Here is a 677-nt window from a genome sequence, read left to right on the forward strand (position 1 = left end):
TTCGCACACCTCGATCGCGCTGCACGACGCGCTGCTCGCGGTGCAGATTCCGACGGTCGAAGTGCACGTGACCAACATCCACGCCCGCGAGAGCTTCCGCCACCACTCCTACACCGCGCGCGCAGCCTTCGCCTCGCTCTGCGGTTTCGGCATCGAGGGCTACCGCCTCGCCATCCAGGGCCTTGCCGCCAAGCTCGGCCTCAAGCCCAAAGCCTGACGCTCCCTCATCACACAGAACATTCGGATCAAAGAACATGGCGCGCCAGCCAGACGACAAAGCAGCCGCAAAGTTTTCCAGTGAGGATTCCGCGCTCGYCCGCGAGCTCGCCCTGCTGCTCGATGAGACCAGCCTCACCGAGATCGAGATCGRACGCGCGGGCCTGCGCCTGCGCGTCGCCCGCAACATCAGCGTCGCCGCGACCATGCCGATGCCGATCGCTGCCGCTCCGGCCGGCCTGCCGGTGGCCGCCGCCGCGCCCGCTGCCGCCGCGGCCGATCTGTCGAAGCATCCCGGCGCCGTCACCTCGCCGATGGTCGGCACCGCCTACTGGGCGCCGGAGCCCGGCGCCAAGCCGTTCATCGAGGTCGGTACCAAGGTCTCGGTCGGCCAGACGCTGCTGATCATCGAAGCCATGAAGACCATGAACCAGATCCCCTCGTCGCGCGCCGGCACGGTG

The 677-nt window shown here is 68.3% G+C and carries 2 protein-coding genes; both read left to right on the top strand.

The features are described from left to right. The coding region (locus AC1D00_RS44080; protein WP_477015070.1) for a type II 3-dehydroquinate dehydratase at nt 1–217 on the top strand (217 nt) is incomplete at its 5' end. Between the two features lie 37 nt (nt 218–254). After that, nucleotides 255–677 (top strand): acetyl-CoA carboxylase biotin carboxyl carrier protein (locus AC1D00_RS44085; protein ID WP_477015071.1); only part of this gene is annotated, 423 nt, incomplete at its 3' end.

The organism is Bradyrhizobium sp. P2_E8, from assembly GCF_056403875.1.